At 71.2% G+C, this 23,100-nt stretch carries 21 protein-coding genes and 1 riboswitch; of the genes, 8 read left to right on the top strand and 13 right to left on the bottom strand.

The window, feature by feature from the left end; all coding sequences use genetic code 11:
- Window positions 1-125: 125 nt before the first annotated feature.
- Window positions 126-1,232, top strand: a complete 1,107-nt coding sequence (locus ACYVLJ_RS35215; protein WP_460441928.1) for a hypothetical protein — start codon at window positions 126-128, stop codon at window positions 1,230-1,232.
- Here ACYVLJ_RS35215 and ACYVLJ_RS35210 read toward each other — a convergent pair.
- Window positions 1,183-2,478, bottom strand: a complete 1,296-nt coding sequence (locus ACYVLJ_RS35210; RefSeq protein WP_460441927.1) for a sensor histidine kinase — start codon at window positions 2,476-2,478, stop codon at window positions 1,183-1,185. The genes ACYVLJ_RS35215 and ACYVLJ_RS35210 overlap by 50 nt on opposite strands.
- A 98-nt stretch (window positions 2,479-2,576) precedes the next feature.
- On the opposite strand from ACYVLJ_RS35210, the gene ACYVLJ_RS35205 reads away from it, so the two are divergent.
- Window positions 2,577-3,269, top strand: a complete 693-nt coding sequence (locus ACYVLJ_RS35205; RefSeq protein ID WP_451976875.1) for a response regulator transcription factor — start codon at window positions 2,577-2,579, stop codon at window positions 3,267-3,269.
- Between the two features lie 76 nt (window positions 3,270-3,345).
- On the opposite strand, the gene ACYVLJ_RS35200 is transcribed toward ACYVLJ_RS35205, so the two are convergent.
- Genes ACYVLJ_RS35200 through ACYVLJ_RS35190 form a run of 3 tightly spaced genes read right to left on the bottom strand, consistent with a single transcriptional unit; the run spans window position 3,346 to window position 6,097 of the window.
- Window positions 3,346-4,392 (bottom strand): type 2 periplasmic-binding domain-containing protein, encoded by a 1,047-nt coding sequence (locus ACYVLJ_RS35200; RefSeq protein ID WP_460441926.1) that lies wholly within the window; start codon window positions 4,390-4,392, stop codon window positions 3,346-3,348.
- Window positions 4,393-4,418: 26 nt separating this feature from the next.
- Entirely contained in the window at window positions 4,419-5,285 is an 867-nt protein-coding gene (locus ACYVLJ_RS35195) for an ABC transporter permease (protein ID WP_451976881.1), read from the bottom strand.
- Window positions 5,282-6,097, bottom strand: a complete 816-nt coding sequence (locus ACYVLJ_RS35190; protein WP_451976884.1) for an ABC transporter ATP-binding protein — start codon at window positions 6,095-6,097, stop codon at window positions 5,282-5,284. Before ACYVLJ_RS35190 ends, ACYVLJ_RS35195 begins: the two co-directional genes overlap by 4 nt.
- A 173-nt stretch (window positions 6,098-6,270) precedes the next feature.
- Between ACYVLJ_RS35190 and ACYVLJ_RS35185 the strand changes: the two genes are divergently transcribed.
- Together ACYVLJ_RS35185 and ACYVLJ_RS35180 are read left to right on the top strand one after the other, a co-directional pair.
- Window positions 6,271-7,851 (top strand): sensor histidine kinase, encoded by a 1,581-nt coding sequence (locus tag ACYVLJ_RS35185; RefSeq protein ID WP_460441925.1) that lies wholly within the window; start codon window positions 6,271-6,273, stop codon window positions 7,849-7,851.
- Entirely contained in the window at window positions 7,848-8,519 is a 672-nt protein-coding gene (locus tag ACYVLJ_RS35180) for a response regulator (RefSeq protein WP_460441924.1), read from the top strand. The genes ACYVLJ_RS35185 and ACYVLJ_RS35180 overlap by 4 nt, the downstream gene beginning before the upstream one ends.
- A 9-nt stretch (window positions 8,520-8,528) precedes the next feature.
- Here the strand turns inward: ACYVLJ_RS35180 and uppS are convergent, their stop codons facing one another.
- Together uppS and ACYVLJ_RS35170 are read right to left on the bottom strand one after the other, a co-directional pair.
- Window positions 8,529-9,311, bottom strand: coding sequence for a polyprenyl diphosphate synthase (gene uppS / locus ACYVLJ_RS35175; RefSeq protein ID WP_460441923.1), 783 nt, complete (start codon window positions 9,309-9,311; stop codon window positions 8,529-8,531).
- A 17-nt stretch (window positions 9,312-9,328) separates the two neighbouring features.
- Window positions 9,329-10,501 (bottom strand): alpha/beta hydrolase, encoded by a 1,173-nt coding sequence (locus ACYVLJ_RS35170; protein ID WP_460441922.1) that lies wholly within the window; start codon window positions 10,499-10,501, stop codon window positions 9,329-9,331.
- Between the two features lie 128 nt (window positions 10,502-10,629).
- On the opposite strand from ACYVLJ_RS35170, the gene ACYVLJ_RS35165 reads away from it, so the two are divergent.
- Entirely contained in the window at window positions 10,630-10,941 is a 312-nt protein-coding gene (locus ACYVLJ_RS35165) for a PadR family transcriptional regulator (RefSeq protein ID WP_460441921.1), read from the top strand.
- On the top strand, window positions 10,938-11,672 hold the full coding sequence (locus ACYVLJ_RS35160; RefSeq protein WP_460441920.1) for a hypothetical protein: 735 nt from the start codon (window positions 10,938-10,940) through the stop codon (window positions 11,670-11,672). The genes ACYVLJ_RS35165 and ACYVLJ_RS35160 overlap by 4 nt, the downstream gene beginning before the upstream one ends.
- A 57-nt stretch (window positions 11,673-11,729) precedes the next feature.
- On the opposite strand, the gene ACYVLJ_RS35155 is transcribed toward ACYVLJ_RS35160, so the two are convergent.
- From ACYVLJ_RS35155 to ACYVLJ_RS35125, 7 genes are all read right to left on the bottom strand, one after another.
- Window positions 11,730-12,956 carry a COG4705 family protein gene (locus ACYVLJ_RS35155; protein ID WP_460441919.1) on the bottom strand — a complete coding sequence of 409 codons (1,227 nt, stop codon included), beginning with the start codon at window positions 12,954-12,956 and terminating at the stop codon, window positions 11,730-11,732.
- A gap of 132 nt (window positions 12,957-13,088) precedes the next feature.
- Window positions 13,089-13,769 (bottom strand): phosphatase PAP2 family protein, encoded by a 681-nt coding sequence (locus ACYVLJ_RS35150; RefSeq protein WP_460441918.1) that lies wholly within the window; start codon window positions 13,767-13,769, stop codon window positions 13,089-13,091.
- Between the two features lie 85 nt (window positions 13,770-13,854).
- The gene (locus ACYVLJ_RS35145) at window positions 13,855-14,526 is read right to left on the bottom strand and encodes a response regulator (protein WP_451976911.1); all 672 of its coding nucleotides are present in this window, start codon (window positions 14,524-14,526) and stop codon (window positions 13,855-13,857) included.
- Window positions 14,523-15,773 carry a sensor histidine kinase gene (locus tag ACYVLJ_RS35140; protein ID WP_460441917.1) on the bottom strand — a complete coding sequence of 417 codons (1,251 nt, stop codon included), beginning with the start codon at window positions 15,771-15,773 and terminating at the stop codon, window positions 14,523-14,525. The genes ACYVLJ_RS35145 and ACYVLJ_RS35140 overlap by 4 nt, the downstream gene beginning before the upstream one ends.
- Window positions 15,774-15,794: 21 nt before the next feature.
- Complete coding sequence (locus ACYVLJ_RS35135; protein WP_460441916.1) at window positions 15,795-16,643, bottom strand: ABC transporter permease subunit; 849 nt, start codon at window positions 16,641-16,643, stop codon at window positions 15,795-15,797.
- Window positions 16,640-17,569, bottom strand: a complete 930-nt coding sequence (locus tag ACYVLJ_RS35130; RefSeq protein WP_460441915.1) for an ABC transporter ATP-binding protein — start codon at window positions 17,567-17,569, stop codon at window positions 16,640-16,642. Before ACYVLJ_RS35130 ends, ACYVLJ_RS35135 begins: the two co-directional genes overlap by 4 nt.
- 137 nt (window positions 17,570-17,706) lie before the next feature.
- Window positions 17,707-19,389, bottom strand: a complete 1,683-nt coding sequence (locus ACYVLJ_RS35125) for a DUF1003 domain-containing protein (protein ID WP_460441914.1) — start codon at window positions 19,387-19,389, stop codon at window positions 17,707-17,709.
- Window positions 19,390-20,288: 899 nt separating this feature from the next.
- On the opposite strand from ACYVLJ_RS35125, the gene ACYVLJ_RS35120 reads away from it, so the two are divergent.
- Complete coding sequence (locus tag ACYVLJ_RS35120) at window positions 20,289-22,163, top strand: Calx-beta domain-containing protein (protein WP_460441913.1); 1,875 nt, start codon at window positions 20,289-20,291, stop codon at window positions 22,161-22,163.
- A 303-nt stretch (window positions 22,164-22,466) separates the two neighbouring features.
- A complete protein-coding gene (locus ACYVLJ_RS35115; RefSeq protein WP_451976929.1) occupies window positions 22,467-22,709 on the top strand; it encodes a hypothetical protein in 243 nt (80 codons plus the stop codon).
- Between the two features lie 70 nt (window positions 22,710-22,779).
- Window positions 22,780-23,014: riboswitch (cobalamin riboswitch) on the top strand.
- The last annotated feature ends 86 nt before the right edge of the window (window positions 23,015-23,100 follow it).

Genomic DNA, 23,100 nt, shown 5'->3' with positions numbered 1-23,100 from the left:
TTCGCTAGCAATTCGATGGACCGGCTCGAACCGCGGGATCGTTACCGTGACCTATGGTCGATCTCGCCGGTCAACCCGGAAACCCGCGCTTTTCCCGGCCACCGGTCAACCGCCGCCGAAAGCGCTTGCGGCGCACGCTGATCGTTTTCCTGCTGCTGCTCCTGTACCCGGCCGTCACCTATGTTCAGGCCCTGACCGCACCCGGCGCGGCGACGTTCGCCGCGCGGACGGCGGACTGGGCGCGGGAGATGGGTGCCGGTCCCGTCGTGAACGCGCTGGAGAACTGGTACTACACCCGGCATCCGCCGGCCGACGGCGCGCCCGACGCGAACGCGCTCCCGGTGCCCGTCGCGCCGCCGAAGCCGGGCGACACGGCGAACGCGCCCGCAGCGCTGCCCACCCGGCCCGGTGCCCCGCACGGGGAAGGGGTGTGGGTGCCGGGTGCCCGGATGGCCGGCGGGCAGCCCGCGGACTACACGACGTTCGTCCGGCCCGATCCCGACCACGCCAGCGTGGTGGCCGCAGTGGTGGCGTTCGACCAGAAATGGACCGGCCTGCACCTGATCGCCGGGACCAAGGAGCCGGGCGGGCACTGGCCCGAGGGCGCCCGCGTCCCCAGCACCCTGCGCTCGGCACTGCTGGCGACCTTCAACTCGGGCTTCAAGTTCCGCGACACCCCGGGCGGGTTCTACGCCGACGGCCGGACCGGGATCCCGCTCAAGGACGGACTGGCTTCCCTGGTCATCGACAAGGCCGGGGTGGCGACCGTCGCGCTGTGGGGCCGCGACGCCCGCATGACCCCGGACATCGCGGCGGTGCGGCAGAACCTGGAGCTGATCGTCGACGGCGGGAAGTCCGTGCCGGGGCTGTCCGGCAACCCGGCCGGGCAGTGGGGCAGCGCGAAGAACCAGTTCCAGTTCACCTGGCGCTCCGGGGTGGGCGTCGACGCGCGAGGCAGGCTGCTCTACGTCGCGGGGAACCAGCTCACCCTGACCGCGCTCGCGGGCGCGCTGTCGACCGCGGGGGCGGTCCGCGGCATGGAACTGGACATCCACGGCGGCATGGTCAGCGCCAACCTGTTCCGGCCGGACCTCGCCGGCTCGCCGCCGAAGACGCTGACCCAGGACATGCCGACCGCGGCCGACCGCTACCTCGCGGCGGACCAGCGTGACTTCTTCGCGGTCACCGCGCGAGCGGGTGCGCTGACCGGGCCGAAGGCAGCAGCAAGGTGAACGTCGTGGGCGCCGCGCTGCCGAGCCGCAGCCGCCCTCCTTCGGCCTCGGCCAGGTCCCGGGCCAGGGCCAGGCCGATGCCCGAACCGCCGGTGCCGCTGTGGCCGCGGGTGAACATGTTCGGCACGTCGGCGCTGTCGCGTCCCTCGTCCGCGACGTCGATGACGAAGGCGTCGCCGTGGTCGCGGGTCGTGATGGTGACGGTTCCCCGGCCGTGGATGACCGCGTTGTCGAGCAGGACGCCGAGGATCTGCCGCACCGCGGCTTCGGCCGCTCTCGGCCGGCTCGCCGTCTGGCGGTCGATCCGCAAGCGGCGGTCCTGGTCGGCGAGCAACCCGCTCCAGCCGGCCACGACATCGCGCAGCAGGCCCTCGGGGTCGATCACCCCGCGGCCCTCGGGAGGACGACCGGCGAGCGCGACCAGGTCGTCGATCGTGGTCTCCATCCGGTCCATCGTGGTGAGCGCGGCCGCCACCGCCGATTCGAGGTCCTGACCGGGCGGATCGAGGGCGGATTCGAGCTGCAGACGAAGCCCGGCCAAGGGCGTCCGCAGCTGGTGCGACGCGTCCGCGGCCAGCGCGCGCTGGCGGTCCAGGGCGTCCCCGATCCGGACCGCGGCCCGGTCCAGCGCCTCCGCGACCTGGTCGATCTCGCCGATCCCGCTGACCGGCGCCCGGACGGTGAAGTCGCCGGCCCCGAGCCGGGCGGCCGCGCCGGACAGGTGCTCGAGCGGCCCGGCGACCCGGGCGGCGAGCCGCGCGGCGAGCAGCCAGGTCACCGCGAGCGCGGCGACGGCCAGCCCGGCCATCGCGAGCCAGGAGACCGCGACCTTCTGGTACCACTCGGTGTGCGGCGTCGACGCGCGCACGATGCCCTGCAGCACGGAGTCGTGCAGGATCGGCACCGCGACCACCAGGTCCGCGCCGACGTCCCCGGTCGCGACCTCGCCTCCCTGGGCCTGTTGCACGACGGCGTCGCCCACGCTCGGCCCCTGGCCGGTGACGAGGGTCCCGCCGGCGGTGTACAAACCGGTGGTGCCCTCTTCGGGTCCCGGGAACTGCGGCAGGCTGGCGTGGGTGAGGACGTCGTCGGCGATCGACAAGGCGGCCGCGTCGGCGGCGCGCTCGAGTTCCGTGCGCTCGTCCTGCGCGAAATAGTTCGCGACGCCGACGGCCAGCGGTGCTCCGAAGAGCGTGGTGGCCAGCAGGGCGGCGGCGACGGCGAGCAGAATGATGCGTCTGCGCATGACCTCGATTCTGCCCGGCAGGAAGCCATTTCCTCGCGGCGAAGGTTAGCGTTCTGCTAAATCCGGTCGCCATGATCGGAAACCGGATAGAATTCGTCATGGCCGCAGTTCTCCTCGTCGAAGACGATGAAACCATCGGGAGCCTGCTCGAGTCCGCGTTGCGCATGCACGACTACGACGTCATGTGGTCGCGCACGGGCGGCGACGCGCTGCGCCGGATGCAGATCGACGACTACGACGTCGTCCTCCTCGACCTGGGCCTGCCGGACCTGGACGGCATCGAGGTGTGCCGTCGCGCGCGGGGAGTCACCCCGAACGCCCTGATCATCATGATCACGGCGCGGACGCAGGAGATGGACGTCGTCGTCGGGCTCGAGGTCGGTGCGGACGACTACCTGACGAAGCCGCTCCGCTTGCGTGAACTGCTGGCGCGGCTGCACGCGCACCTGCGCCGGGGCACGTCGTCGAACGTGGCGCCGTTGCGCGTGGGCGAACTGGTCGTGCAGGTGGCGGCCCGCCGGGTGACGCTGTGCGGCGACGAGGTCGCGTTGCGGCCCAAGGAATTCGACCTGCTGCACCGGCTGGCCCAGGAACCCGGCGCGGCCATCAGCCGGGACACCCTGATGGCGGACGTGTGGGACACCCACTGGCAGGGGTCGACCAAAACGTTGGACGTCCACATCGTGACGTTGCGCCGCAAACTCGCCGATGCCGCCGCGGACCCGGCTGTGGCCCCCGCGATCACCACGGTCCGTGGGTACGGATATCGCCTCGAGGCGCCCGGTCCCTGATTCGACCATGACTGCGCCGAGCTGGTCGCCGGTCCGGGTCCCGGTCCGGCGACCAGCTGATCGCGGCCCTGCGGGTTCACTTCTGCGTCTGGTTGGCCTTCTGGGCGAACTCCGTCGTGAACGTCTTGCCGAGGTCGATGGTGTGCCCCTTGACGTTCGGGTCGAACGACGACAGCACGTTCAGCACGGTCTGCGGTCCGTTCTGCGGCATGATCCCGTCCGGCGTGTAGATGCCCTTCTCGTCGGCCAACGCCTTGACGTAGGCGGCGCGGCCGATACCGGCGTAGTAGTCCGGCGGCATCTGGGCGGCGATCTGGTCGGCCGAGTTCTTGGCGATGTAGTGCATGGTCTTCACGAACGCGTTGACGAGCTTCTGCACGACGTCCTGGTGCGAATCCACATAGGACGTCTGCATGTAGACCGCCGACGCCGGGTACACGCCGCCGAGGGCCTTGGTGGCGCCGTCCGCGGTGCGCATGTCGACGAGCACCTGGGCCTGACCGGAGCTCAGCAGGGCCGAGATCGTCGGTTCGGTGGTCATGCCGCAGTCGATGGACTTGTGCTGCATGGCCGCGATGAACGTGGTGCCCGCCTCGACGCCGACCGAGTGGACGTCGGCGGCCTGGAGTCCATTGCGGACGGCGAGGTACTTCGTGAGGAAGTTCGTCGACGAACCGAGCCCCGTGACGCCGAGGTTGCGGCCCTTCCAGTCGGCGGGGGAATGGATCTGCCCGGCCACGTCGCTGCGGCACAGCTCGACCTCACCGGGAACCTGCAGCAGCTGGACGACCGACTCGGCCGGCTTTCGCTTGCCCTGCAGGTCGATCGTGTGGTCGTAGAACCCGACGACGCCGTCGACCTGGCCGGCGAGCATGGCCGTTTCGGCGTCGACGCCGGCGGGTTCGTCGGAGAGCTGGACGTCGAGGCCCTGTTCCTTGAAGTAGCCGAGGGCTTCGGTGAGTTTGGCGGGCAGGTAGATCTGCTTGTTCATCCCGCCGACCATCAGCTTCACGGTGGTCGGACCGGACGAGCCGGCCGCCGGTGTCGAAGAGGGGGACGAGCCGCAGGCGGCCAGCAGGAACGCGGCGCCGAGCGCGCCCGCGACGAGCAGTTTCCGGGACATGGTGATGCTCCTTCGCATACCGGGGTTCAGAGTTCGGTGCCGGCGGTCGCGGCCGGCGGCCGCCAGGCGAGCAGCTTCTTCTCGAGCAGGCCGATGAAGCCTTCGGTGATCAGGGCGACGGCGGCGATGATCAGCATCGCGGCGAACACGCCGTCGGGGTTGAAGGTGCCCTGCGCCTGCTGGATCAACAGCCCGAGGCCGCGCTGGGCGCCGAGGAACTCTCCGACGATCGCGCCGATCAACGCGAAGCCGAAGCTGACGTGCATGCTGGCGATGATCCAGGTGAACGCCGAGGGCAGGACGACCTGACGGGTCACCTGGCCGCGGGACGCGCCCAGGATCCGGGCGTTGGCCAGGTAGTTGCGATCGACCTCGCGGGTGCCCTGGTAGGCGTTGAAGAACACCGCGAAGAACACCAGCACGACGGCGAGGGCGACCTTCGACGGGATGCCGAGGCCCAGCCAGACCAGGAAGATCGAGCCGAGGACGATCCGGGGGATCGAGTTCATGATCTTGATGTAGGGGCCGAAGATGTCCGACAACAGCTTCACCCGGCCGAACGCGACGCCGCAGGTGACACCGAGCACGACACCGATGCCGAAGCCCAGGAACGCTTCTTCGAGGGTGATGCCGACCTGCTCCCAGAGCGTGCCGGCTTCGGTGCCGTAGCGGATCCACTGGACCAGCTGGTCGACGATGGCGGTCGGCTGGCCGAAGAAGAACGGGTCGAGGACGCCGGTCGCGGTCAGCAGCTGCCAGGCGCCGAGGACCACGACGGCGACCGAGACCCGGGCGACGGCGACGAGCACCCGCCGGCGGCGAGCCCGGGTGCGCAGCGCGGTGTCGGTGGTCGTGGCCGGGGCGGCGTTCGCCGATGCGACGTGGGTGGTCATGACGCGGCCCTCGTGGTCCGGGCGTAGGCGAGCTCGACCTCGTCGCGCAGGGCTTCCCAGATCTGCTGGTAGATCTCGACGAACCGGGGGTCGAAGCGGATTTCCTGGGCGGTGCGCGGCCGGGGCAGGTCGATCGGGTAGACCGCCTTGACCGTCGCCGGGCCGGCCGTGAGGACGACGACCTTGTCGGCCAGTGCGATGGCCTCCTCGAGGTCGTGGGTGACGAACACGACCGTGGGCTGGGTGAGCTGCCAGAGCCGGAGCAGCTCGTCGGACATGATCGAGCGGGTCTGCACGTCGAGCGCGCTGAACGGCTCGTCCATGAGGAGGATCGCCGGTTCGTTGATCAGGGACTGGGCCAGGGCGACGCGTTTGCGCATGCCGCCGGAGAGCTGGTGCGGGTAGTGGTTCTCGAAGCCGGTGAGCCCGACGCGGCGCAGCCAGTCCCGCGCACGGTCCCGGGTCTCCCGTTTGTCGCCGCCGCGCCAGCGCGGTCCGGCGCTGACGTTGCCCAGCACCGACTTCCACGGCAGCACGGCGTCGTTCTGGAAGACGAACCCGACTCGCGGGTCGATTCCCGACACGGGTTCGTCGTCGACGAGGACGTCGCCTTCCGAGGGCCGCTCGAGCCCGGAGACGAGCGTCAGCGTCGTCGACTTGCCGCAGCCGGTCGGGCCGACGACCGCGCAGAACTCGCCGGCGGCGATCTCCAGGTCGAGGTCGCGCAGTGCGGTGTAGCGCTGCCCGGTCGGTGTCGCGAAGTGTTTGCTGACGGCGCGCAGGCGGATCGCCGTCGGTGGTGGGGTGTCCATGGCCCGGGGACGGTAGGCGGCACCGCCCGGGCGTCGACAGTCTTTGCGCGGCTTTGCCGGGTTATCCGCGAAGCCGCACGTTTTGCGCGTTCTGCCAGCCGTGGTTAGCCATCCGTTAACGCGGGATGGGGGACACTCCTGCGATTCCGTCGCCGCGGACGGAAGGAGGAACGATGCGAGGTCCTCGCGCGCTGTCGTCGCTGATCCTCGGGTACGTGCTGGTGATCCTGGTCGTGACCATGGTGCTCGGGTTCGCGCTCTACACCCAGGTCACCCGCGACCAGTTCGACCGCGCCACCGAACGCGAGGCACTCGCCGTGGCCCAAGCGGTCGCCGCGGACCCCGAAGTGCGGGCCGAGATGGCCACCGGAGACCGGGACGGGCGCGTCCGGCAGATCGCCGACCGGATGCGCACCGCCACCGGCACCGCCTACGTCGTCGTCATCGACCGCGACGGCATCCGGCACTCGCACCCGAACCCCGACCTGATCGGCCGGCGCATCGAAGAACCCGTCGTCGCGCTGGACGGGCGGACGCACGTCGGCATCGACCCCGGCAGCCTCACCGACTCGGCCAACGGCAAGGCGCCCCTGCACGCGCCCGACGGCTCGCTGGTCGGCGAGGTGTCGGTCGGCATCCTCGAGAGCGATGTCTCCCAGACCTTCTGGACCGAGATCCCCACCCTGCTGGCGTACACGGCCGCGGCACTCGGCGCCGGCGCGATCATCGCGCTCGTGCTGAGCCGGCGGCTGAAGCGGATGACCTTCGGGCTCGAGCTGCACGAGATCGCCTCGTTGCTGCAGGAGCGGGAGGCCACGCTGCACGGCATTCGTGAGGGCGTGGTGGCGTTCGATCGCCGGGAGCGGCTGAGCATCGTCAACGACGAAGCTCGCCGGCTCCTCGGCTGGCGCCACGCTCGGCTCGGCGCCCGGCTGGAGGAACTGCTGCCGGAGAGCCGGCTGCGCGACGTGCTCGGCGGCGCGTCCGCGGGCGTCGACGATCTCGTGCTGACCGACGAACACCTGCTGGTGGTCAACCGCATGCCCGTGCGGGTCCAGGGGCACGACATGGGCGCGGTGGTGACCCTGCGGGACCGGACCGAGCTGGAGGCCCTGCTGCGCGAACTCGACAGCGTCACCGGTCTCACCGATGCGCTGCGGGCCCAGCAGCACGAATTCTCCAACCGGCTGCACGTGCTGTCGGTGCTGGTCGGCATGGGCGACGTCGACGAGGCGACGGCCTACCTGGAGGAGATCTCCGCCGGCAGCGCCGCGCAGGCCGAAGAGCTCCGGTCCCGCATCGCGCCGGCCTCGCTGGCCGCGCTGCTGCTCGCGAAGATCACCATCGCCGCGGAACGCGACGTCCTGCTCACGGTTTCCGAGGACTCTCGGCTCGTCGAGCCCGGGCCGGACGAGGTGCAGACGATCGTGGGCAATCTCGTCGACAACGCCCTCGACGCCGTGGCCGACACCCCGGCGCCCCGATCGGTCTCGGTGCGCCTCGTCACCGAGGACGGGAAGATCTGCCTGTCGGTCGACGACTCCGGGCCGGGCGTGCCTGCCGACGTGGCCGAGCGCGTCTTCCAGGACGGCTACACCACGAAGCCGCCGCGCGACGGGTTGCCGCGCGGGCTGGGGCTCGCGCTCGTCCACCGGCTGGTCACCCGGCTCGGCGGGCGGATCACCGCCGAGCCGGGGCCCGGCGGGAGGTTCACGGTCACCCTGCCGGTCGACGCGATGGCGGGCCGGAGATGATCAGGACACTGGTCGTCGACGACGACTACCGGATCGCCCGCGTCCACGCGGCCGGGATCGGCCGGGTCGAGGGGTTCACGGCGGTCGGTGAGGCACATTCGGTCGCCGAGGCCCGCCGGCTGGTCGCGGCACGCAGGCCGGAGTTGCTGCTGCTGGACCTGTACCTGCCCGACGGGCACGGCCTCGATCTCATGCGATCGCTGCGGGACGCCCCTTCGTGTCCGGACTTCGTGGTGATCACCGCCGCGCAGGACGTCGACAGCGTGCGGCGGGCGATGCAGCTGGGCGCCGTCTACTACCTGGTCAAGCCGTTCGGCTTCGCGCAGCTTAGGGACCAGCTCACGGCCTACAACCAGTTGCAGCAGAGCATGGAGCAGCTCGCCGTGGCCGACCAAGCGGCCGTCGACTCGTTGTACAGCCTGCTGCGCGCACCTTCGGCCAGAACGGCGGACCGCCACAAGCTGCCGCCGACGATGGCTCAGGTGCTGGACCTCCTGGTCGCGGCCGAAGACGATCTGTCCGCCGTGGACGTGGCCGAGCGTCTCGAGGTCAGCCGCGCGACCGCGCAGCGGTACCTGGCCGACTTGGTGCGCCGCGGGCTGGCCGATCTGCGGCTGCACCGCGGGGGAACCGGCCGGCCGGAGCACCGCTATCGAGCGATCGGCTGAACCGCCGGATCAGCCACCGTAGCGGCGATTGCGCCGGGCGTAACTGCGCAGGGCGCGCAGGAAGTCGACCTCGCGGAACGCCGGCCAGAAGGTGTCGCAGAAGTACAGCTCGGAGTAGGCGCTCTGCCAGACCAGGAAGTTCGACAGCCGCTGCTCGCCGCTCGTCCGGATCACGAGGTCGGGGTCGGGCTGCCCGGCGGTGTAGAGGTGCCGTGCCACGTCTTCCATCGTGATGGTCTCGGCGAGTTCCTCGAGCGTGCCGGTCGCGGCGTGTTCGGTCAGCAGTGCGCGGAGGGCGTCGATCACTTCCTGGCGGCCGCCGTAGCCGATGGCCAGCGTGACGTGAAACCCGGTCCGGCAGTCGCGGGTGGCCTCGACGGCGTTCTTCAGCGCGTGCGCAGTCGTGCCGGGCAGCGCGTCCAGGGTGCCGGCGACGTGGACCTGCCACCCGGCATCCGGTCGTGCGAGCCGGTCGGCGATCACCTGCTCGACCAGCTGCATGAGACAGGTGACTTCGGCGTCGTTGCGACGAGCGAGGTTTTCGGTCGAGCACAGGTAGATCGTGACGTGGTTGACGCCCGCCTGCTCGCACCAGGACAGGACGGTTTCGACGTGCTCCGCGCCGTACTGGTGCCCGATGCTCGGATTCGCCAGGCCCATCTGGCGAGCCCAGCGGCGGTTGCCGTCCATGATGATCCCGATGTGCTTCGGCAGCTCCGCGCCGGCCAGCTGCTTGCGCAACCGGCTCGCGTAGATTCCGTAGATGACCCGCTGGGCGATACCGGGCAACACGACGCCTCCCCCTTTATTCACCGTGACGTGCGTTGGACTTGGACCTCCGGATACGGCGAAGCACCAGCCAGCAACGGATCTTGCTCCGCGTGGGCGGCGCGGCCGACGAACGCGCGAAGGTAGGCGTTGGTGATCACCAGCGCTGTACGGCCGTCGATCGAGCCGAGTGCGATCAGGGAATCGGCCGGCTCGGCGAGGAAGAACGCTCCGTAGTCCGTGAAGTTGAAGTGCTCGGCGCCGCTGATGCGGTAGCACCATGCCGGTCCGCGGCTGGCTCGCAGCAGCGACAGCGCGGTGTCCCGGTCCGCTTGGTCGGCGGCTGGTGGGCAAAAGCCCGTCGTGCACGAGTTCTCACTGTCGATGATCATCAGTGGTTTGTCGAGTCCGGAGTGGACCACCGTTCCGTACTGGGTCCCGTCGAGGTCGGCAGCGCCCCGGCACCGGCTGTCGTCGTGGCACGCCTGGAGGGCCGCGGCACCACCGAAGGAATGCCCGATGTAGACGGTCCCGGCGGGGTCGACGTGTCCGGCGAAGGTCGGTTCCGTAGCGATGCGCGCGGCGGCGAAGCGGGCGTCATCGGCCCAGACGGCGACCAGCCGGTCGCCGGCGGCTTGCGCCGCACCGGAAGGGAGGTCGGCGGTGGCGAACGCGGGCGGATTGCCGGCCTCGGTCGCCGCCACCGGCGCTCCGTCGAGGACGGTCAGGTTCGCGCTGTAGGTCGGCGTCACGCCCACGACCAGGTAGCCGTTCGCGGCCAGGTTCTCCGCGATCGTGGTGTATTGGGGCGCGGCGAACCCCAGCCCGGGCTCGAGGACGACGACCGGGAACCGGCCCCCGGCCACCGGGACATCCGCGGCCGCAGCGACGTGGACCTGGTCGAAGCCGGTCTCCGACCAGCTCAGCAGGCCACCCAGGTGCAGCCCTGCCCACGCGCCGGGTGCGTAGGGGGCAGAGCCGGGGTGCGGGCCCGGGGTCGCCGGGTACCAGAGCCACGTCGACAGCCGCCGCGGCGTCGGCGGCAGTGGGGCCAGCGGATCGGTCCGCGCGTCGTCGGTCCATTCCGTGATGGTGCGTCCGACCGGGTAGGGACCCGTCGGGCCGGGCAACGCGACCGGCTGGGCCGCTCGGACCGCGGCATATCCGACGTAGATGGCAGTTCCGGCGAACGCGACGAGAGCTACCACGAGCACGGTCCGCAGTGCACGTCGAAGGTGGCGATGACGAGACAGAACGCCGCGCGTAGCCTTGAGCATGAGCGGATAGTACACGTCACGTAGTACGCGACGTGTACTATGACCTCGGCGGCGAAAGAGGTGGCATGCACAGCAAGGACGCCCAGATGCTCGTTCTCACGGCCCTCGCCGAGGGACCGCTGCACGGCTATGCGATCAACGGCGTGATCGAGGGGCTGACGGGAGCCCGGCTCGGGGCGGGCAGCCTGTACGGCGCGCTCACGCGGCTCGAAGCGCGGAAGCTGGTCGAGCCGGCCGGTGACCAGCCCGACGAGCGGCAGAAGCAGCGAACGCTCCGGATCACCGCCGACGGCCGGGCGGTGCTGCGGGCCGAGCTCGAACAGATGACCCGAGTCGCGCAAGCCGGGTTGCGCGCCCTGGGGAGCGCACCGGCATGAACGTGCCCGGCGCCCTGGTCAGGCTCTACCCACCGGCGATCCGCGCGCGCTGGGGAGCCGAGATCGCCCACGAAGCGCGGCTGGCCGGCCCCCGCACGTGGTTCGACACGGCGTTCGGTGCCCTCAAGTCGTGGCTGCACCCCGCCGACTGGCCGGAACCCGTCACGGGCCAGACGAGCCGGGTGGTGCTTGCCGCGTTCGCCGCGGTTCTCGCGAGCGCCGCGATGCTCGTGCGCGCCTTCGGGATGGCTGGACTCGGCCGGGGAACGACCCTGGCCGCGGGCGGGTGGCTCGTCCCGGTCATGGCCGGAGCGGTGCTTGCCTCGCCGGTGCCGGAATTGACCTGGGCCGCGGCCCGTCGTGTGGCCGCCGCGGCCCGAACGCTCGCGGCGCCCGCACTCGCGCTCGCGGCGTTGTTCCTGATCGCGCGTTGCGGTTTCGTCGTGGCTGCCGGTGGCGCGACGCACGCCGTGCTGGTCGTCTACTACTGGGCGACGATCGTCTTCGTCTCCTGGTGCCTGTGCCGGTTCGTTGCGCGTCTCGGGGGGATCGCCTCCCCGCCCGGCCGCCGCAGGATGGGCTTCGCGTTGGTGAGCGCGGGGAGCGGGCTGGCGATCGCGGCGGCGCAAGCGGCTTTCGGTGCCGGTTCCTTGGTGATGGCCGGCGGCTTCGCGGCCTTGGCGGCGGTCTTGCTCGGCGCCGGTCGGGACCTGTGCCGGGCGTTTTGCTGAGCACCGCGACCGCAGCCGCCACGGCGTCGTTGCAGCAAAAGCGGCTCACCGCGCCGGTCAGCCGAGTGCGGCCAGCAGCGTGGTCAGGGCGTCCTTTTCACCTGCTTGGTCCGGGTTGGCAGCACGGAGTTCGCGCAGGACTTTGTCGATCTTCCCGTCGATCCGCGTCCACTCGGCCTTGTCCTTGGGCTTGAGCCGGGCCTCGGCGTCGTCCCACTGGCCTTCGAGGTCGTCGACGCGGCTCGTCGCTGCCGCTTGGTTGCCGCGGTCGAGCAGGTTCAGCGTGTCCTGGGTGATGCCGCGGAAGGTCGACAGGTCGCCGAGCCGGGAGGTGGGTGCCGGGGCCGCCTGGCCGGGTGCCGGCGGCGTCGCGGCCGGGACCGGGTTGTCGTCCTGCAGTGCTGCCGTGCGGAGGGTGTATCCCACGCCCCCGGCGACGAGGATCACGGCGAGGAACACGATCGTCTGCCACAACCCGCCGCGGGCCGGCTCCCCGGCCCGGCGGAGCGCCTGGTCGGAGGTGACATCCGATTTCGTGACCGACAGGTAGACGACCGTGGCGATGATCGCCGCGACGAAGATCAAGCTCGTCACGGTGGCGCCCAAGCCCAGGCCGCCCAGGCCGGACGGCTGCGAGAGGTAGTCGCCCAGCGACGCGCCGAGCGGGCGGGTCAGGACGTAGATGAACCAGAAGGCGAGCACCGGGTGCAGCCCGAACCGCCAGGCGAGCGCGGTCACGGCGATGAGCGCGACGACGATGGCGCCGGTGACGAGGTAGCCCAGCCCGAGAACTTCGGCCATCAGGTCGCCGGTCGCCGTGCCGAGGGCGAAGGTGAACAGGATGGCCAGCCAGTAGAACGCCTCCCGGCGCCGGGTGACGATCGAGTGGATGGACAACGTCTTCTCCGAGGCGTACCAGACCACGAACGTCGCGGCGAGGAGAACGCCGAACAGGACGGTGCTGGCCTCGAGCGGGAACCCGGCGTTGTCGGTCAGGTTGTCGGTGACCAGGGTCCCGAACACGCTCACGATCGCCACGGTCAGCCAGTAGAGCCCGGCGACGTACCGGGAAGCCCGGAACTGGAAGGCCAGCGCGACGACCAGCAGCAGGCCGGTGACGGCCGACACCCCGGACAGCCCGAAGCCCAGGTCGACGTCGAGGAAATCGGCGGCGGTCTCCCCGACGGTCGTGCACAGGACCTTGATGAGCCAGAAGTACAGCGTGACTTCCGGAACCTTGTTGAGGAGGGTGCGACTGGACTCGGGGAGGCGAATCGAAGTCATGGGCTCGCAATCTGTCGCTTCCGCGGAAGTAGGCGGTCGGAACTCGTCGCACCGTAACGAGAGCCGAGTTCACGACTTGCGAAGGCGAAGTGAGCGATCGGCAAAACGGACGGTCTCGTCGAAAACGGCGAGTCACGAGGAACGGGCTGAGCGCTCCTCGAGCCGTTGGAACACGAGCGCCCCGGACAACCACGTCGTCACAAACGCCATACTGCCCAGGACGTCCGTCGGCCAGTGCACGCCGAGGTACACCCGGGTCCAGGCGATCAGCAGGGCGTAGCCGGCCGCGAGCAGCCAGACCGGCCACCGTGGAGCGGCCTGGAACCTGCGCAGGACGAGCCAGGCGATCAGCCCCGCGGCCAGCGCGGCGTCGGAGGTGTGCCCCGAGGGGAAGGACAGGCCGCCCGCGTCGACGGCCCAGTCCGCCCTGGGCGGGCGCGGGCGGGCGATCAGCTCGGAGATCGCGTACCGGCCCAGGACGGCGAAGAGCATCGTCAGCAGCACGACCACCGCACGCGTCAGCCGGGCCCGCGGCGACCCTCGGGTGAGCGCCGCGGCGACCAGGAACACCAGGGGAGCCGTGTAGGCCGAGGACGCCGTCGACGTGATCGCCGCGGCGGCAGACGTCAGCCCCGGGGTCCGGTGCGCGGCGAACCAGCTGTGCACGCCGAGGTCGAAACCCGCGGCCCAGGGGAGGAAGTCACTCGCCGAGGCGAGGAGGGCGAAGAAAACCACTAGCGCGACGGCCGCGGCCCGCAAGGGCTTGCGGACACTCAAGCCGGTGGGACGCACCGGCGGCGACGTGGCGGCCATGAAGTCCGAAACTATGGCCGTGGGGGCCAGCAGCCGGTTTTCGGCGGGCAAATGCGCGTTAACCTCGATCTCGGGACAGCAGCCCTCAGGCGGGCCGGACGAGGCCGACGTCGTAGGCGAGCACGACGGCCTGGACCCGGTCGCGCAGCTCCAGCTTGTTGAGGATGCGCCCGACGTGGGTTTTCACGGTCGCTTCCGACAGCACCAGCTCGTCGGCGATCTCGGCGTTCGACAGGCCGCGGGCGAGCTTGCGGAGCACTTCGAGTTCGCGCTCGGTGAGCCGCTCGAGGCCGTGCCCGGTGACCGGGCTTTCGTCGCCCGCGGCGGGATCGGGCAGCCGGGCGGCCATCGCGTCGAGGAGCCGCCGGGTGACGCTCGGCGCGACGACCGCGTCGCCGCCGGCGACCGCGCGGATCGCGGAGATCAGGTCCTCGGGCGGGACGTTCTTCAGCAGGAACCCGCTCGCGCCCACCTTGAGGCCGGGAAAGGCGTATTCGTCGATGTCGAACGTGGTCAGGATCAGCACCCGGGAGCGGGGGTGCGACCGGACGATCTCCCGCGTCGCTTCGATCCCGTCCATCCCGGGCATGCGGACGTCCATGACGACCACGTCGGGGTCGAGCTCGGCGGTGCGGCTGATCGCGGCCGCGCCATCGGCGGCTTCGCCGACGACCGTGAAGTCCGGCTGGGACTCCAGGACCAGCCGGAACCCCAGGCGCAGCAGGGGTTCGTCGTCGACGAGCAGGATGCTGATCACGGGACCGGCACCGGCCCCGCGTCGCCGGGAAGGCGCCCGGGTTCGAGCCGGGCCGTCACGCGCCAGCCGCCGCCCGGGCGCGGCCCGGCGGCGACGTCACCGGCGAAGACGGCGACGCGTTCCCGCATGCCGCTGAGCCCGTGCCCGGCGACCGGGACCGCCGTGCCGCGGGGGCCGGCGCCGTCGTCGTCGACTTCGAGCGTGACGACCGGGTCGGCGTAGCTCAGGCGGATGTGCGCGGCCGACGGCCGGACGGCGTGTTTGAGCACGTTGGTCAGCGCTTCCTGGGCGACGCGGTAGAGGGCGAGGCCGGCGGTGGGGGAGAAGGGGAACCGTTCGCCGGTGATCGTCCAGGACGTCGGCAGGCCGGTCGTGCGGACCTGCGTGACCAGGTCGTCGATCTGGGCGACGCCGGGTTGCGGTGTGCGGGGGCTTTCGCCGCCGGTGCCGCGCAGCACGCCGAGCAGCCGGTGCATCTCGTCGAGTGCCTGGCGCCCGGTCGTGGAGACGTGCAGCGACGCGGATTCGGCCGCGACCGCGTCGGTCCGCGCCGCGTAGGCGGCGCCGTCGGCGAGCGCGATCATCACCGACAGGTTGTGCGCGACGATGTCGTGCATCTCCCGCGCGATGATCGCCCGCTCGCGCGCCGCCGCGATCTGTGACTGCTGGTCGCGTTCGCGTTCGGCCCGCACGGCCCGGTCCCGCAGAGACGCCAGGTACACCCGGCGCATCCGGAGGTTGACGCCGAGCACGAACGCCGCGACGACCATGGCCGCGGCGAACACGAAGCGCGCGGCGGATTCGGCGAACTCGTCGTTCCGGAACACCACCACGGCGATCATCACCCCGAGCACGCCCAGCGCGGTGAGCGCCCGCCGTCGTCCGGTGTGCCCGCCGACCGTGTAGACGGCGACGAGCACCGCGATCACGGTCGGCGGGAACGCCGGTCCGATGAACCCCTGGACCAGCGCCAGGGTGCTGGACGCGGCCAGGGTGGTCAGCGGGAGGCGACGGCGGAACGCGAGCGTCGAAACCAGCAGGACACCCAGCCCGAACAGCACCGGCCGCGCGCCCGCCGGCACTCCGCGGTGCTCGATGGCGGCCGCGAGCGGCAGGAGCGCACCGGCCAGCAGCACGTCGGTGGCCAGCGGACGGCGGCGGGCCCAGTCCCGGAGCCGATCGGCTCCGGGCCACCCGCTGATCAGGCCGTGTTCGGACACCGGCCACGCCGCACCCGCGTCGCTCACCCCGCCATCATCCCCCACCGGTCAGGCGTCGCGGCGTTCGAGCAGGACGACCGCGGCCACGAGCGCCACCGCGACGTAGGCGCAGAAGACCGCGAAACCGGTCCACGGCGCGAGCATGACCGGGTCCGGCCGGACGGCCAGCAGGGCCTGGCCCGCGTTGCTCGGCAGGTACGGCACGATGTGCGGGGCCCAGCTGTCCGGCAGGGCCTCGGCGATCCCCGGGAGCACGAGCAGCAGGCCGAACAGGGTGGCGATGGCGCCGGCGGTGTGCCGGATCAGCCAGCCGAGCGCGACCCCGAGCATCCCCACCACGGTCAGGTAGAGCCCGACGCCGAACACCGCCCGGAACACGCCGGGCGCCGACAGGGTCGTCTCGATGTGCTGGGAGGCGAGGAACGCCTGCCCGCCGAAGAACGCGGCGAACGAGCTGATCGTGCCCACGACGAACGAGACGACCGCGAAGATCGCGAGCTTCGCCCACAGCACCGGCGTCCGGGTCGGCACGGCGGACAGGGTCGCGCGGATCATCCCGGTCCCGTACTCGGCGGAGACCACGAGCACGCCCAGCACGCCGAGGACCAGCTGCGCGAGGACGTAACCGCGGATGCTGACGTCGGTCGGGTCGAAGTGGGCCTTGGCCTGGGGCCGCATGACGGGCCAGCGGCTCGCGTCGGCGGCCGAGAAGACCCAGCCGAGCGCGATCATGCCGACGATCGTCACGGCGACCGCCAGCGGGGTGGACCGGACCGAGCGGAACTTCAGCCATTCCGAGCGCAGTACCCGGACGGGGGTCACCTTGAGGTCGGCCGGCAGCGGCGCCCCGGGCGAAGGCGTGCCCCCGGTGGCGGCCGGGGCGGTGGTGGTCGTCATGACGCGGACCTTTCCTGGGCGGCCGGGGCGACCCGGTATTCGAGGGCGTCGTCGGTGAGCTCCATGAACGCCTGCTCCAGCGACGCCTGGACCGGGGTGAGCTCTTCGAGCGGAACGGCTTCCCGGCAGGCGGTCCGGCCGATCTCGGCGCCGTCGAGCCCGCTGACCTCCAGCAGCCCGGGCGCCAGGCTGGTGACGCCGACACCCGGCCCGGCGAGCAGGTCGCGCAGCCGCTCGGCCTCGGGGGTGCGCACCCGCACGACCCGGCTCGACGCGCGCCGGATGAACTCTTCGACCGGGGTGTCGGCGATGAGCCGGCCCTTGCCGATCACGATCAGGTGCTCCGCGGTCAGCGCCATCTCGCTCATCAGGTGCGAGGACACGAAGACGGTCCGGCCTTCGGCGGCCAGGCCACGCAGCAGGTTCCGGATCCACAGGATGCCCTGCGGGTCGAGGCCGTTGACCGGCTCGTCGAGCACGAGGGTCGCGGGATCGCCGAGCAGCGCGGCCGCGACGCCCAGCCGCTGGCCCATCCCGAGCGAGAAGCCGCCGACGCGCTTGCGGGCGACGTCGGCCAGGCCGACCAGCTCGATGACCTCGTCGACGCGCCGGCGCGGGATGCCGGTGCTCAGCGCGAGCGCCAGCAGGTGGTTGTAGGCGGACCGTCCGGTGTGGACGGCTTTGGCCTCCAGCAGGGCGCCGACCTCGTGCAGGGGCGCGGCGTGTTCGCGGTAACGCTTGCCGTTGACGGTGACCGAGCCGGACGTGGGCGCGTCCAGGCCCATGATCATCCGGATCGTGGTGGACTTGCCCGCGCCGTTCGGGCCGAGGAAACCGGTCACCACGCCGGGTTTCACCGTGAAGGTGAGGTCGTCGACGGCTGTTCTGTCACCGTAGCGTTTCGTTACCGCGCGAGCTTCGATCATGGGCCGAACCCTAGGACCGGGCGCGGTGGCCGAGCGACGGTCTGACGGGCGATCTGCGGGCCGCCGATGTGCGACCTCCGGCGTAGCGCGTACGCCGGAAGTCGCACGACGGCACTGCGGCTGCCGAGAACGCGCGATCAGTCGTTCGGCGGGGCCTGGGGCCGGGACGCCACGCGCACGGCTTCGACCGCCGTGATCTCCTTGGGGGTGCGGCGCAACGGGCCGACGCCACCGGGCCCGCCGTCGTAGTTCACTTCGGCGACCACGGTGGCGATCTCGACGAGGAACTCGCGGAAGTCGGGAAGCTCCGCCGGCGCCACGCGCTCGACGATCGTGGCGGCGTGCTGGATCGTCTCCACCGCGAAGGGCAGGTAGTCGGCGTACTTGGTGCCGGGCCGCAGCCCGGTGTCGAACGCCGTCGTCGCGGTGACGTCGCGGATGAACCGCCGCGGGTGCGCGACGCTGGCCTCCCGCAACACCTTGACCAGCGCGAACATCTCGTCCGCATCGACCGAGTCGACGGCGAGGGCGACCAGGATGCCCGAGGCCATCATCGCCCGCTGCACGACCGCCCAGTCCTCCGCGGTGAAGTCCTCCTCGCCGGCGCCGTCCCGGGCCCGCCCGTCCCGGACCACCTGCATGCCCACACTCTCGACCAGGACGGGAATCCTGCGGGCCAGGTGCAGTTTCCGGGCTCGTTCCGGCTCCGGCAGCTGCTCCCACGCGACCGGGCGGGCGCCGGCGTCGGAGACCGTTGCCCGGTCGTGCTCACGCCGGGCCAGCTGCAGGACTTCGTCCTCTTCGAAGACCACGCTTTGCGTTGGGTCGAAGGCCGGCACCATCACGCAGCCGACGAGGGCGAGGTGCTCGCCGAGCTGCCTCGCCTGCGCGCGGGTCAGCGCCTTGTGTTCTTCCGGTGCCTGGTTCCACCGCGTCGGCGCCGGGCTGTGGGTCCCGTCGACCTCGTGCATCGCCCGGGCGAGGTCTTCGATGAGCTCGCCGCGGGTGTAGCGCGTGAGATCGTCGATCAGCCGGTCCTGCGCCGTCAAGCGCGCTTTCATCCGCCGGCACTCGTGCAGGATCGCTTCCCCGTTGAGGAACGTCTGCTCGGAGCGGCGGTCGCTCGCCTGGCCGAGCACGCCCTGCCCGACCATGATCACGATCATGAACACCAGCTGGACCAGCGTGGACAGGAAGGTCATGAACGCGAAGGGGTACGGGTCCAGGGTCTGCACGCCGACCGCGGCCAGGCCGATCCAGACCACCTGGGTGCCGGCCGCCAGGTAGAAGGCCCACATGCTGCCCAGCCGCTGGGTCAGCCACGCCGCGATCCGGCCGTTGACGCTCACGACGTGGTCGAGCGCCTGCGGCGGCCGCTGCACGCGGTGCTGCTCGATCCATGGGTGCGCGCTGGTCTCCAGCAGGCTGACCCCGCGGCTGAGCGAGCGATCGTGCCGGTCGAGGTGCTGCTGCAGGTCCGCGATCTGCTCGAAGACGGCCTCGGCGTTTTCGTAGGTCTGGATCGACCGGTGGTCGGCCGCCGCGCCCAGCACCCGCTGGCCGACCAGGATGATCAGGCACAGCGCGAGCTGCACGACGTTGTCCAGGAACAGCAGGAAGGCGAACGGGTACGGGTCCAAGGCGTGGAACGGGGCCCACCAGGTCGCCAATGCCATCCAGCCGGCCACGACGGCCAGCACGACGTACAGGGCGGGCATCGACCCGACGGCCTTGGTCAACGCGGCGGCGAAGGCACCGTTGAAGCCGACCTGCTCGTCGGCGGTGGTGGCCGGGCGCCGCGCCGCCCGCAGGGGGCTCACCCGTGACTCCCGGCACCGGTGCCCGAACCGGACATCCGCACCCTCGCCCGTGCCGTGGATTCGCGCTTCAGCACGCCTCGGAGCTCCTTTCCTGTCGACGTCCCCGAACCTCCAGCATCCCCTCCCGGCCGTCTGCGAACCGAATGCCGGTCCCCTCGCCCGAGTTGTTCAGTTGACGCAGGGGATGCGGCTCGGCGCCGAGGGAGATCCGGAGGTGTCCCCGCGGTCTCCGGGAGTCCGCGGGGACCGGCAGCGCGCCCAAGAGCGGCCTCTTCGATCTTGGCGTGGGTGTAGCCGGGAATGCTGGACACGTAGTCGTCGCGGGAGATGGAGACGGCGGTGGCTTTGGCGCCGTTGCCCGGGATCAGCGATCCGTGAGGCCTGGTGCCCGAACGCACCGGCCGCGGACGATGGCCGGCGTGCGGCGTCCGACGCTGTTCGTCGTCCACAAAGGCTCCCATCGCCCGGCGCCGGTCACCGCTTACCGTCTTCGTGCAGACGCCCGGCACCCGACCGGGTTGACCAGCGGCGACCGTGAGGCCGATCACGTGCCGCGGCGTCTCGAGGCCGACCGGGACCGCGTCCGCACTACGACATCCGGTTTCACTTTTCGCGCCGAACCGGCACATCAGCGGAAAAACCGGCACCCGCTGTTCCGGAAAAGGCCATTTCCGTCACTCCGAAGTGTGGCGGATTCCCGGTTATTTTCGTTCGTTCAGCGCATTTCGGCCATGATCTGCGTGGTCCCGTGCGCCCGCCGGTAGCCCGTTGAGCGCCTTGACGCAGGGCGCTCCGGGTGACGATTCCGGAACCGGCTAACGAATTGCCGCGTATTCCGTCTCTTCACAGGCACCCCACACCGAATCCGGCCGTCCGCCGGGTGCCCGAAGGGAAGCCCCATGTCACGAAGATCAGTTTTCGTCGGCCTCGTCGCGGTCGGCGCGTTGCTCGCCCCGGCGGCGGTGGCGGCCGCCGCGCCGCCGGGTGTCGACCCGGCCACCGTCGACCTCACGCTCGCCGCCGGGCAGAGCACCACCGTCACCAAGCACGTCACCACCTCCGCCGTCCCGCCGAACCCGGACCTCGTCCTGCTCGCCGACACCACGGGCAGCATGGGCGGCGCGATCGCGAACGTCCGGGCCAACGCCAACGCCATCACCGGCGACGTGCTCGCCGCGCAGCCGACCGCCCAGTTCGGCGTCGCCGAATACAAGGACTTCACCGACTCGGTGCCGTTCAAGGTCAACCAGGGCATCACCGGCGACACCGCGGCGGTTCAGGCGGGCACGAACCAGTGGGTGGCCTCCGGCGGGGGTGACCTCCCCGAAGCGGACCTCAACGCGCTCTACCAGCTGGCCACCGGCGCGGTCACCTTCCGCCCGGACGGCACCCGCATCGTCGCCTGGTTCGGCGACGCGCCGTCGCACGACCCGAGCGGCGGGCACTCGCTGGCCGACACGATCGCCGCGCTGAAGGCGGCGAACATCCGCGTCGTCGCGGTCAACGTCGGCAACCTCGACGCCGCCGGGCAGGCCACGGCGATCGCCGACGCCACCGGGGGTGTCCTGCTGAACAACGTGCCTTCGAACCAGGTGTCCCAGGCCATCCTGGCCGGCATCAAGTCCATCGAGGTCACGGTGACCCCGCACGTCACGACGTGCGACCCGCAGCTGACGCTCACGAACACCCCGGCGAGCGCCAAGGTGACCAGCGGCGACGTCGCGACGTTCACCGAGTCGGTCGCCGCCGCGGCCGACGCCGCCCCGGGCACCTACCACTGCTCGGTCGACTACCTGGTCGACGGCGTGTCCCGCGGTTTCGTCGAGACGACCACCGTGCGCGTGCTCGGCCTGAGCATCGACGACGTCACGGTGGCCGAACGTTCGGGCGGGGCGCAGGTGCCCGCCACCTTCACCGTGTCTCTGCTCGGCGGGCCGAGCCCGAACCCGGTGAGCGTCCACTACGCGACCGCGGACGGCACCGCCACCACGCCCGCGGACTACGCCGCCACCAGCGGCGACGTCACCTTCGCGCCGGGTGAGACGGCCAAGCCGGTGACGGTGCTGGTCAACCCGGACACCGTCGACGAGCCGGACGAGACGTTCACGGTGAACCTCTCGGCCCCGGTGGGTGCGGGCCTGGTGGACCCGATGGGCGTGGGCACGATCGTCGACGACGACCGGGACGGCGCCTTCTCCTGCACCGGCACCGCGGCGAACGTCCTCGGCGTCACCGCCGCAGTGGCGAACCCGCAGAACCTGCCCTGCGCCGACGACAGCAAGACCGTCCTCGACGCGACGCTGAACGCCGGGCTGATCAAGGTGCAGACGCACGCGCTGACGTCCTCGACGGACTTGAGCCCGGACGACCAGTCCGCGGCCCCGGCGGCCGGTGACCACGCGCAGGCGTCGGCCAAGATCGACAAGACGGTGATCAGCACGGCCGGGCTGACGATCGAGCTGGGCGTGATCCAGTCCCAGGCGGCGGCGACCTGCCAGCCGGCCACGGGTGGGCTCGCTCCCGTGCTGACCGGCAGTTCGAACGTGGCGTCGCTGAAGATCAACGGCCTTCCGGTCACGGTCGGTTCGGCCCCGCTGACGATCCCGCTGGTGATCGGCTCGCTGAAGCTGAACGGCCAGACCGTGTCCGGCGGTGTGGTGAAGCAGCAGGCGGTGGCGTTGGACACCGCGCTGGCGAAGATCGTCATGGCGGAATCGCAGGCCGACGTGCACGGAACGGCCGCGCACCCGGCCGGCAACCCCTGCCGACGGTGATCCGGTGAACCAGGCCGGGGCGGGCGGAATCCCGCCCCGGCCTGGTTCACGCGTGGCGGAACTCCGGCGGCCGCGCGCGACTGTCCTCTTCGGACCGGACGAGGCCGGCGAACATCATGAGCACGCGGGCGCGGCGCTGCGGGTTCCACCGCGCCCTGGCCCTTCCGGCTCGCGCCAGCGGCCATCTCGGGTGGCGGGGGCTGACCCGGGCAGGGGCGGGCGGGTTTCACCCGACTCCGCGATGGCGTCGCGACGGGCGGGTCGATAGCGTCGGCGCCTCAGCACCCATTCCCGGGAGGCCGGATGGCCGAGCGTGAGCAGGATCCGAGCACCGGTGCCCGAGTCGCCTTCGCGGCTCGCCGGGCCGGCGCGGCCGCTCCTCCAGTGACGGGCACGGTCGTCGGCGCGGCCGTCTTCGACCGCTACACCTCCGAGACCTGGATACCGGTCCAGCCGGACGGCTCGGCGCCGGACACCGAACCGGCGTTGGTCCGGCGTGGCGACATCCTGGAGTTCGACGGTGGTGCTCAGCCGAACGGCGGGTAGGGCGAGCCGGAAGTACTCGTACCCGATCCACAGAGGACACGAGCCGTCGAAATCCCGAGCGCGACCCGCTAGAGTCCGAAGTGCAGCTGGTTCGGCCGTCGCGAGCAACGCGGTGGCGGCCGAGGCAAGAGGGAACCCGGTGCGAATCCGGGACTGCCCCGCAGCGGTGAGTGGGAACGAACGCCGTCAGTCCCTTCGAGGGACGAGCACTGAGCCACCCGGCTTGGGAAGCGACAGCCAGTAGGAACCCGGCGTAAGCCGGAAGGCCCGCGAGTCCGAAGACCTGCCGGCTGCGCACCCCACGACCGTGGGGTGCTGGCTGCGACCTCGCGGGCAGGTCACGCCGGATCACGACCGTTCCGGTCGCGGTTTGCCGTGCGCTCCCGCAGGT

Source organism: Amycolatopsis stemonae (genome assembly GCF_054781455.1).
Note: the sequence above shows the minus strand (reverse complement) of the source record. Positions and strands in the feature narration are given on the sequence as shown.

Bases quoted from the DNA above. Each gene is read 5' to 3' on its own strand.
- ACYVLJ_RS35115 (WP_451976929.1), top strand. From the start codon at position 22,467: ATGGCCGAGCGTGAGCAGGATCCGAGCACCGGTGCCCGAGTCGCCTTC.
- ACYVLJ_RS35180 (WP_460441924.1), top strand. From the start codon at position 7,848: ATGATCAGGACACTGGTCGTCGACGACGACTACCGGATCGCCCGCGTC.
- ACYVLJ_RS35155 (WP_460441919.1), bottom strand. From the start codon at position 12,956: ATGACTTCGATTCGCCTCCCCGAGTCCAGTCGCACCCTCCTCAACAAG.
- ACYVLJ_RS35210 (WP_460441927.1), bottom strand. From the start codon at position 2,478: ATGCGCAGACGCATCATTCTGCTCGCCGTCGCCGCCGCCCTGCTGGCC.
- ACYVLJ_RS35135 (WP_460441916.1), bottom strand. From the start codon at position 16,643: ATGACGACCACCACCGCCCCGGCCGCCACCGGGGGCACGCCTTCGCCC.
- ACYVLJ_RS35150 (WP_460441918.1), bottom strand. From the start codon at position 13,769: ATGGCCGCCACGTCGCCGCCGGTGCGTCCCACCGGCTTGAGTGTCCGC.
- ACYVLJ_RS35185 (WP_460441925.1), top strand. From the start codon at position 6,271: ATGCGAGGTCCTCGCGCGCTGTCGTCGCTGATCCTCGGGTACGTGCTG.
- ACYVLJ_RS35160 (WP_460441920.1), top strand. From the start codon at position 10,938: ATGAACGTGCCCGGCGCCCTGGTCAGGCTCTACCCACCGGCGATCCGC.
- ACYVLJ_RS35130 (WP_460441915.1), bottom strand. From the start codon at position 17,569: ATGATCGAAGCTCGCGCGGTAACGAAACGCTACGGTGACAGAACAGCC.
- ACYVLJ_RS35195 (WP_451976881.1), bottom strand. From the start codon at position 5,285: ATGACCACCCACGTCGCATCGGCGAACGCCGCCCCGGCCACGACCACC.
- ACYVLJ_RS35205 (WP_451976875.1), top strand. From the start codon at position 2,577: ATGGCCGCAGTTCTCCTCGTCGAAGACGATGAAACCATCGGGAGCCTG.
- ACYVLJ_RS35190 (WP_451976884.1), bottom strand. From the start codon at position 6,097: ATGGACACCCCACCACCGACGGCGATCCGCCTGCGCGCCGTCAGCAAA.
- ACYVLJ_RS35200 (WP_460441926.1), bottom strand. From the start codon at position 4,392: ATGTCCCGGAAACTGCTCGTCGCGGGCGCGCTCGGCGCCGCGTTCCTG.
- ACYVLJ_RS35165 (WP_460441921.1), top strand. From the start codon at position 10,630: ATGCACAGCAAGGACGCCCAGATGCTCGTTCTCACGGCCCTCGCCGAG.
- ACYVLJ_RS35120 (WP_460441913.1), top strand. From the start codon at position 20,289: ATGTCACGAAGATCAGTTTTCGTCGGCCTCGTCGCGGTCGGCGCGTTG.